Genomic DNA, 247 nt, shown 5'->3' on the forward strand with positions numbered 1-247 from the left:
CACCCAGCCCCATGTCGTGCAGCGCCCCGACCATGGTGCGGAACTCGGCGACGCGGGCGCCGCCGTCCGGGTTGGTGGCGTAGGAGCCCTCGGGCGCGGTGAAGTGCCACGGGTCGTAGCCCCAGTTGAAGCCGTCGCGCTCGCGGGTCGCGCCGACGGCGGCCTGCTGCTCCGGGCGCGCCGGGCCGCACCCCGGGAGGTCGCCGGTCACCGCCTGCGCGGGCCGGTCCTCCTCGATCGACCCGGT

Annotated in this window: 1 protein-coding gene; it reads right to left on the minus strand. The window is 77.3% G+C overall.

The genetic code is table 11. From position 1 onward, the window contains the following. Positions 1-247: hypothetical protein (locus KVT14_RS20820; RefSeq protein WP_217617341.1), on the minus strand; the 247-nt coding region annotated here is incomplete at both ends.

This window comes from Cellulomonas sp. GbtcB1 (assembly GCF_019091725.1).
Classification (GTDB): Bacteria; Actinomycetota; Actinomycetes; order Actinomycetales; family Cellulomonadaceae; genus Cellulomonas.